This is a genomic window from Methylobacterium sp. WL103 (assembly GCF_008039885.1).
Lineage (GTDB): Bacteria > Pseudomonadota > Alphaproteobacteria > Rhizobiales > Beijerinckiaceae > Methylobacterium > Methylobacterium cerastii.
The window spans coordinates 1-8,240 of the sequence record NZ_VRUX01000156.1 but is presented as its reverse complement, the minus strand read 5'-3'; the positions used below and the strand labels follow the sequence as shown (position 1 = coordinate 8,240).

General features: G+C 70.1%; 9 protein-coding genes. 2 read left to right on the top strand and 7 right to left on the bottom strand.

From position 1 onward, the window contains the following. Positions 1-968, top strand: a 968-nt coding sequence (locus FV222_RS11775; protein WP_187277311.1) for a PD-(D/E)XK nuclease family protein, incomplete at its 5' end; no start/stop codon positions are given. 342 nt (positions 969-1,310) lie between these two features. Here the strand turns inward: FV222_RS11775 and FV222_RS11770 are convergent. After that, the gene (locus FV222_RS11770; RefSeq protein WP_147764624.1) at positions 1,311-2,249 is read right to left on the bottom strand and encodes a dihydrodipicolinate synthase family protein; all 939 of its coding nucleotides are present in this window, start codon (positions 2,247-2,249) and stop codon (positions 1,311-1,313) included. Positions 2,250-2,326: 77 nt separating this feature from the next. After that, on the bottom strand, positions 2,327-3,385 hold the full coding sequence (locus FV222_RS11765) for a putative sulfate exporter family transporter (RefSeq protein WP_147764629.1): 1,059 nt from the start codon (positions 3,383-3,385) through the stop codon (positions 2,327-2,329). 176 nt (positions 3,386-3,561) lie between these two features. On the opposite strand from FV222_RS11765, the gene FV222_RS11760 reads away from it, so the two are divergent. Then, a complete protein-coding gene (locus FV222_RS11760) occupies positions 3,562-3,819 on the top strand; it encodes a hypothetical protein (protein WP_147751020.1) in 258 nt (85 codons plus the stop codon). Positions 3,820-3,844: 25 nt separating this feature from the next. Here the strand turns inward: FV222_RS11760 and FV222_RS11755 are convergent, their stop codons facing one another. The 5 genes from FV222_RS11755 to FV222_RS11735 form a co-directional block, all read right to left on the bottom strand. After that, positions 3,845-4,156, bottom strand: a complete 312-nt coding sequence (locus FV222_RS11755) for a cytochrome c (RefSeq protein WP_147751019.1) — start codon at positions 4,154-4,156, stop codon at positions 3,845-3,847. Between the two features lie 12 nt (positions 4,157-4,168). Beyond that, on the bottom strand, positions 4,169-5,371 hold the full coding sequence (locus FV222_RS11750; RefSeq protein ID WP_147764623.1) for a molybdopterin-dependent oxidoreductase: 1,203 nt from the start codon (positions 5,369-5,371) through the stop codon (positions 4,169-4,171). A 146-nt stretch (positions 5,372-5,517) separates the two neighbouring features. Then, a complete protein-coding gene (gene fghA / locus FV222_RS11745) occupies positions 5,518-6,351 on the bottom strand; it encodes an S-formylglutathione hydrolase (RefSeq protein ID WP_147764622.1) in 834 nt (277 codons plus the stop codon). A gap of 77 nt (positions 6,352-6,428) precedes the next feature. Beyond that, positions 6,429-7,565 (bottom strand): S-(hydroxymethyl)glutathione dehydrogenase/class III alcohol dehydrogenase, encoded by a 1,137-nt coding sequence (locus FV222_RS11740; protein ID WP_147751016.1) that lies wholly within the window; start codon positions 7,563-7,565, stop codon positions 6,429-6,431. Between the two features lie 225 nt (positions 7,566-7,790). Then, a partial coding sequence (locus FV222_RS11735; protein ID WP_187277310.1) for a PD-(D/E)XK nuclease family protein occupies positions 7,791-8,240 on the bottom strand: 450 nt, incomplete at its 5' end.

Here is an 8,240-nt window from a genome sequence, read left to right as displayed (position 1 = left end):
GGGCGACGGCGCTCGACGCGGGTCGCCGCTTTGCCGGCTACGCGCGCGCGCTCGACACCGTGGCCCCGCAACCGCGCCTGACCCAGCCGAAGCCGAAGCCGGACCCGGCCCTGTTCCCGCGCAGCCTCAGCGTCACCGAGATCGAGACGCTGGTCCGCGACCCCTACGCGATCTTCGCGCGCCACGTGCTCGGGCTCGATCCCTTGGAGGCGGTGGCGGAGCGGCCGGGCGCGGGCGACCGCGGCACGATGATCCACGCGATCTTCGGCCAGTTCGCCGAGCGCTATCCGGGCGCGCTGCCCGCCCCCGAGATCGCGTGGCAGCGGCTCAACCAGATCGCGGTCGACGCCTTCTCGGAGACGGCCAACACTTACCCCGAGCTCTACGCCGAGTGGTGGCCGCGCTACGAGCGCATGGCCGCGCTCTACCTGCCCTGGGAGATCGCGCGGCGGGCGACGCTCGCCCGCGTCGAGCCCGAGATCTTCGGCCGCTGGGCGATCCCGCTCGGGTCCGAGACCTTCACCCTGCGGGCGCGCGCCGACCGGATCGAGCGCGGGGCCGACGGCGCCTGCATCGTGGACTTCAAGACCGGCGCGCCGCCCTCCGCGCGGGAAATCTTCGCCGGCTTCTCGCCGCAGCTGACCCTGGAGGCGGCCATGCTGATGCACGGCGCCTTCGACGGCTTCCCGGCGGCGGACGCGGCGCCGGACCTGCTCTACGTCCACGCCTCCGGCGGGCGGAAGCCCTTCGTGCCGCTGGCGGTCAAGCCGCCCAAGGGCGATCCGCGCACCGTCCCCGAGATCGTCGAGGAGCACGCCACGCGCCTGAAGGGGCTCGTCGCCCGCTTCATGACGGGGCAGGCCGCCTACACCTCGCGGCCCTACCCGAAATACGCCAAGTCCTACGGCGACTACGACCACCTCGCCCGCGTCGGCGAATGGTCGCTCGGGGGTGACGGGGAAGGGTGATCCGATCGCCAACGGATCGATCCGGGATGCGGTTGTAGCAAACCCGGTTTCGGCAACCCTCGCCGTCATCCCGGGGCGCCGAAGGCGAGCCCGGGATCCAGAACCGCAGGTCGTGCTCGATCCTGCGCTGTCGGCGGCTCTGGATCCCGGGCTCTGCTGCGCAGCCCCGGGATGACGGCGAGGGAGCGGGACTGATCGCGTTTCGCTTCGATGAGACGTGTAATACCGAACCTCGGTGAGCCCGACTCATCGAGGTTCGGCCCCCGCGACTGCGGGGCGGCGGTCGTTCGCCGGACCTCATGGGTTCTGACCCATGAGACTTGGTATAAGCGACGTGAGGCGTCAGACCGGGGCCAACGCGGCGCGGGGGTCGTGTCGGGCGAGGCGGCCGAGCAGGTACTCGACCTCCGCCACCGCCCTCTTGCCGAGGGCGCCGCCGGGCTTGCGCTGGGCGGGCGAGGCGATCAGTCCGCGGCGCGCCATCACGTATTTGCGGACCGCCAGCCCGATGCCGGGCTGCTGCTCGTAGCGCAGCAGCGGCAGGTGGGCGTCGAACAGGTCGTGCGCGGCGTCGCGCTCGCCGGCAGCCGCAAGGCGGACCACGTCGGCGAGCATGTCGGGGAAGGCGTAGCCGGTCATCGCGCCGTCGGCGCCGCGCTCGGTCTCGAAATCGAGGAACAGGCCGCCGTTGCCGCACAGGATCGCGATGTGCCGCATCGCGCCGTCCGCCTCGAAGCCGCGGAGCGCCGAGATCTTCTCCAGCCCCGGCCAATCCTCGTGCTTGAGCATCATGCAGGCCGGGTTGTCGTTGACGATCCGGCGGATCACGCCCGGCGTCATCACCACGCTGAAGGTCAGCGGGTAATCCTGGATCACGAACGGCACGTCGGCGCCGATCGCCTCGGCGGCCTGCGCGTAATAGCCGACGATCTGGTCGTCGGTGCGGAGCGTGCTCGGCGGCGCGATCATCACGCCGGCCGCGCCCGCATCCATGGCGCTGCGGGCCAGCGACGCCATCGCGGCGAAGCCCGGCGCCGAGACGCCGACGATCACCGGCAGGCCCTCCGCCCGCACGATGAAGCGCCGGGCGACATCGAGCGCCTCGCCCTGATCGAGCTTACCCGCCTCGCCCATCACCCCGAGCACGGTGAGGCCGGTGGCGCCGTTTTCGGCGTAGAAGCCGGTCAGCCGGTCGATCGAGTCGACGTCGATGCGGCCGTCCGCATGGAACGGCGTCGGGGCGATCGGGAAGACGCCGCGTTCGGAGGCATCCAGGCGCATGGGGTTCGATCCTTCGTGACGGCGTCGCGCCGGGGGACGCGGAGGATAGACCGTCTCGGCGCCCGCGTCGCAGCCGCTCAGGGGATGCCGAGCGTCCGGATCAGCACGAGGCTGATGCCGATGAGTAAGAGGAGCGAGCCGGTGACGGCGGCGGTGACGCGGCCGCCGACGCGAGCGAGGATGCGCACGTCGACGCCGAGGCCGAGCGCCGCCATCGAGACGACGGTGAGGAGGCCGGCGAACCTCGTCATCGGCAGCGCGGCCGCGTCGGGGATCAGGCCGAGCGAGCGCAGGCTCGCCAGCACCAGGAAGCCGACGATGAACCACGGCACCAGCCGGGTCAGGCTCAGGCGGCCGGGCCTTGTCGCGGCGCCGCCGTCGGCCGGCAGCCACCGAGCGATGACGGAGAAGGCCAGCACCACCGGGCCGAGCATCAGCACGCGCACGAGCTTCACCAGGGTGCCGACCTGGGTGCTGACGAGGCTGACCGGCACGGTGGCCGCCAGCACCTGCGGCACCGCGTAGACGGTGAGGCCGGCGAGCACGCCGTACTGGTTGTCGGAGAGGTGGGCCAGCGGCACGAACAGCGGCAGCCCGAGCACCATCAGCACGCCGAGCACGGCAGTGAAGGCGATGGAGGCGGCGATGTCCTTGTTGTCGGCCCCGATCACCGGGGCGACGGCGGCGATCGCCGAGTTGCCGCAGATCGCGTTGCCGCAGGCGACGAGGATCGCCATCCGCGCCGGCAGCGCCAGCAGGCGGCAGATGCCGTAGCTCGCCGCGATCGTCAGGATCACGGTCCCGACGATGCCCGTGAGCAGCGCCGGCCCCGAGGCGACGATCGCCCCGAGGCTCAGGGAGGCGCCGAGCAGGGTCACGGCGAGCTCGAGCAGCTGCTTGGCACTGAAGGCGATTCCGCTGCGGAAGCGCGGACCCGGCACCCAGGCGCTGCGGACCGCGATGCCGAGCAGGATCGCGATCACCAGGGCCTCGATGTAGGGGTGATCCAGCGCGCGCTCCTCGGCGGCCTGGACGCCTAGGGCGATCCCGGTGATCGCGACGCAGACGAGGATGCCCGGCAGCAGCGCGAACGGGCCGGCGCCGGCGGTCGGCTCGGTGCGCGCGGATGTCGTCATCGGCTTCGAGTCAGCGCCCATGCGGCCTCTCGCTCGGCAGAATCCGCACCCCGAGGGGCGCTTGGGAAGGAACTTCCACGCCGAGGATCAGGCGGAGAAGAAGTCTTTCCTTATCGAGGAATCTTCGGAAGACGCAACCATTGATTCAGGCGCGCCCAAGCGCGACATCTTCCACCATGACCGCCCAGCTCGACCAACTCACGACAGCCTACGACCCCTTCGGCGAGCCGATGGAGATGTCGCGCGCCTGTGCAGACGCCAAGATCTCCGGAAAGTTCGGGAGCTACGGCGAGACGCGCCGCGCCGCGATTGTGTTCTGGGCGCTCGCGCTGCTGTTCGTGGGCGGCCGGATCTACCTGTCCGAGCAGACGCCGTCACACGGAGCGGTCGCGGAAGCGACATCGATGACCCTTCCGGGGACGGCCCTTCGCTGAACCGGTCCGCGTCGGCGGGACGCCTTCAGTAGGCGTCCGCGAGATAGGCGGCGATCGCTTTGCCGTCCGCCTCGTCGATCGGGGCGTGATAGACCTTGATCATCTTGGTCACCTCAGCATCCCAGAACGCCTTACCTTTGCCCGGCGGCTGCATCGCGATGTAGTCGGTCGAATGGCAGGTGAGGCAATTGCCCTGCGCCGCCGTGCGGCCGGCCTCTTGGCCTGCGCTCGAACGCAATTCGGAATAGGCATCCGGCAACGCGTAATCCAGCGGCGCGGCCGTCGTTGCGCCCGCCCAAAGCGAGACCATAAGTACGATGTGGCAGCGAATGGACATCGATTCCCCCTCTCAGGCCGCTTGAATGCGGGTGGTCTCGACGACGTTGCGCATGTAGCCCGGCGGGTTCCACTGCGGCTCCATCGGCTGGCCTGCGCCATCCTTGGCTGTCGCGCGCACACGAATGGCATGCATGCCGGCACCGAGTTCGGTGGTCGCCGTCCAAGTCCTGAACGCGTAGCGGCCGAGATCCTGTCCGAGCTCGGTCGGTATCCAGGTGCGGCCGTCGTCCGTCGAGAGTTCGACGCGCGCGACGCCGGAGCCGCCGTCGAAGGCGATGCCGCGAAGCGATGTCGGCCCGGCCTTGACCTTGGCGCCGTCGTTTAGGTTCGTCACGAACGAGCGCACGTTCAACCGCGCGATCGGCACCGTGGCCGCAGGCGCCTTGCCCGGCTCGGTGCAGGCGCACGGCGTGTCCGGGATCCGGTAGGCGGACTTCATCCAGAAGCCCTCGAACGGTCGGTCGAGCACGGTGATCGCGCCGAGGTGCTTCACCCAGTACGTGCCGTAGAATCCCGGCACCACGAGGCGTACCGGAAAGCCGTTGAGAAAGGGCAGGTCCTGACCGTTCATGCCCCAAGCCAGCATCACCTCGCCGGAGCGGGCGTGATCGACGGTCAACGCCTTCACGAAGTCCGGGGTCTCGGGAATCACCGGGCCATCGAGGCCGTCGAAGGCGACCTGCACCGCGCCGGCTTTCATGCCAGCCGCGTCGAGCACCGCCTTCAACGACACGCCGGTCCAGCGGGCGTTGCCCATGGCGCCGTTGCCGAGCTGGCCGCCTGCGACGCGTGGCTCGACGAAGCCGCGGGAATTGCCGGAGCATTGGTTCACCGCGACAACCTCCATCGGCGCCATGCGCTTGAGGTCGGCAAGCGACAGCGCGACCGGGCGCTCGACATGGCCCTTGATCTCCAGTCGGTACGTCTCCGGGTCGATCGCGAGTGGGAGGTCGGCCAAGTGGTAGCGCACGAAGAAGGCGTCGTTGGGCGTGATCGCACCCTCGTCGAACACCGAGAACGGCGTTTCGAGTTGCGGCGGGCGGCTGGTGAGCTGGATCAGCGGGCGTTTGCCCGGATAGCGGACGAGGGCGCGCGCGCCGTTGCCGAAGGGCAGGGCGATCCGGTCCTCGGCGGCGGCGCGGAAGGGAAGCCCCGCGCCGATCGCCGCGAGCCCGGCCCGCATCAGCACCTGTCGCCTGTCGAGACCGGCCATGGCATCCTCCCGTCGCGACGTCCGTCCCGGATCGGGCGGCGGCGTCTTTGCGGAAGGTTATAGCATCGCGGGCCTGTAAAACCCCCGGCACCGGCCATGCGGCGCCGAAGCTTCGTGCGGTCTGTCAGGCGGCGGGCACCGTCCGGTCACTTCAGCCGGGCGGCGGCCCAGGCGATGTGGTCGTCCATGAAGCTGGAGATGAAGAAGTAGGAGTGGTCGTAGCCCTCGCGCATGTTCAGGGTGAGCGCGATGCCGGCCTTCTTGCAGGCCTCTTCCAGCAGCCACGGCCGCAGGCCGTCGTCGAGGAAGCTGTCGGCGGTGCCCTGGTCCACCAGGAGCTCGGGGAAGCGGTGTCCGTCCTCGATCAGCGCGGTGGCGTCGTGGGCGCGCCAGGCCGCGGTGTCCGCGCCGAGATACTTCTCGAAGGCCGGCTTCGACCAGCCCGCCGTGGAGGGCTGGGCGATCGGTGCGAAGGCCGAGCAGGACTTGAAGCGGTCGGGATAGGTCAGCGCGATGGTGAGCGCGCCGTGGCCGCCCATCGAGTGGCCGACGATGCCCTGGCGGCTCATGTCCGCGGGGAAGTTCTTCGCGATCAGCGCCGGAAGCTCTTCGGTGACGTAGCTCCACATCCGGTAGTTCGCGGAATAGGGAGCTTCCGTCGCGTCGAGGTAGAAGCCCGCGCCGGAGCCGAACTGCCAGTTGCCGGCCTCGTCGGGGATGCCCTCGCCGCGGGGCGAGGTGTCCGGCGCGACGACGATCACGCCGTGGCGGGCGGCGGCCTGCCGGTACTCGCCCTTGTCCATGACGTTGGCGTGGGTGCAGGTCAGCCCCGAAAGGTACCACAGCACCGGCACCGGGCCGTCCTTGGCCTGCGGCGGCACGAAGACCGCGAAGGTCATCGGGCAGGCGGTGGTCTTTGCGTCGTGCCGGTACACGCCCTGGACGCCACCATGCGAGAGGGCCTTCGAGACGGTTTCCATGGGGTGATCTCCTGATCGGGACGGTCGGGCGGGCATGTCCCTCCCCCCTCGAGGGGGGAGGGCGTACGCGTCGTGGCCTAGTAAATCACCACCGAGCGGATCGACTTGCCCTCGTGCATCAGGTCGAAGCCGTGGTTGATCTGGTCGAGCGGCATGGTGTGGGTGATCAGGTCGTCGATGTTGATCTTGCCCTCCATGTACCAGTCGACGATCTTCGGCACGTCGGTGCGGCCCCGCGCCCCGCCGAAGGCCGAGCCCTTCCAGACGCGGCCGGTGACGAGCTGGAACGGACGGGTCGAGATCTCCTTGCCGGCTTCCGCCACGCCGATGACGATCGACTCGCCCCAGCCGCGGTGGCAGCACTCGAGCGCCTGGCGCATCACGTTGACGTTGCCGGTGCAGTCGAACGAGAAGTCGGCGCCGCCGCCGGTCGCGTCGAGGATCGCGGCCACGACGTGGTCGTTGCCGACTTCCTTCGGGTTGATGAAGTGCGTCATCCCGAACTTCTTCGCCATCTCCTGCTTGTCGGGGTTGATGTCGACGCCGATGATCTTGTCGGCGCCCACCATCCGCGCGGCCTGGAGCACGTTGAGGCCGATGCCGCCGAGGCCGAACACCACGACGTTGGCGCCGGGCCAGACCTTCGCGGTGTAGATCACCGCGCCGATGCCGGTGGTGACGCCGCAGCCGATGTAGCAGACCTTGTCGAAGGGGGCGTCCTCACGGATCTTCGCGAGTGCGATCGCCGGGAGCACGGTGAAGTTCGAGAAGGTCGAGCAGCCCATGTAGTGGAACAGGGTGTCGGACCCGCCCGGGCTGCCGCCGGTGGAGACGCAGGAGAAGCGCGAGGTGCCGTCCGGCATCACGCCCTGGCCCTGCGTCGCGCGGATCGCGGTGCAGAGGTTGGTGCGCTGCGACAGGCACGACTTACAGCCGCGACATTCCGGCGTGTAGAGCGGGATCACGTGGTCGCCGACCTTCAGGTCGGTGACGCCGGCGCCGACCTCGCGGACGATGCCCGCGCCCTCGTGGCCGAGGATCGCCGGGAACTTGCCCTCCGAATCGAGGCCCGAGAGGGTGTAGGCGTCGGTGTGGCAGATGCCGGTGGCCATCACCTCGACGAGCACTTCGCCGGCCTTGGGCCCCTCGATGTCGATGGTCTCGATGGTGAGCGGCTTCTTCGCCTCCCACGCCACGGCTGCGCGCGTCTTCATGTCGGATTTCCCTGTGCCTGAACGATCACGGACGGCGTCGACAGGCGACGGCGCTTCGGCTCGCTCCGACCCTCGGCGTTCCCGTGACGAGAATCCGGCGGCGGCGATCCGAACGGCCCGAAATACGGGATGCCTGATGCTGGTTCTCGCGCGCCGACGCAACCGCCATTTCCGCAGGGGCCGCCCGCATGGGGCGCGGGCCGCCGCGAGATCCCCCTAGCCGCCTCAGGCTGCGGCGAGCCCGAGCCCGGCCAAAGCCTCGGCGATCTCGTCCTCGCTCAAGGTCCGGATCACCGGGCCGGAGGTCCAGACCAGCATCGGCCGGATCGCGTGGTCCGGGTAGATCCGCGCGAGCAGCCGGGCGTAGAGGGCGATCTGCGCCGTCTCGGGGCGCGGCGGCGGCGCGCCCTCGTCCGGCGGGCGTCCGGTCTTGAAGTCGGCGAGCCGCACGATGCCGTCGGCGACCGCGAGGCGGTCGATGCGGCCGAAGACCGGCCGCTCGACGCCCTCCACCACCACCCGCCCCGACAGGCTGACCTCGGCGCGCGCATCGCGGGCGAAGAGCGGCGCGAGGTCGGGCGTCTCGATCAGGTCGAGGGCCGCCCGCACGACGTTCGCGCGAGCAGGGCGCGGGAAGGCGGGCGCGCGGGCGGCCACGAACGCCGTCGCTGCCGG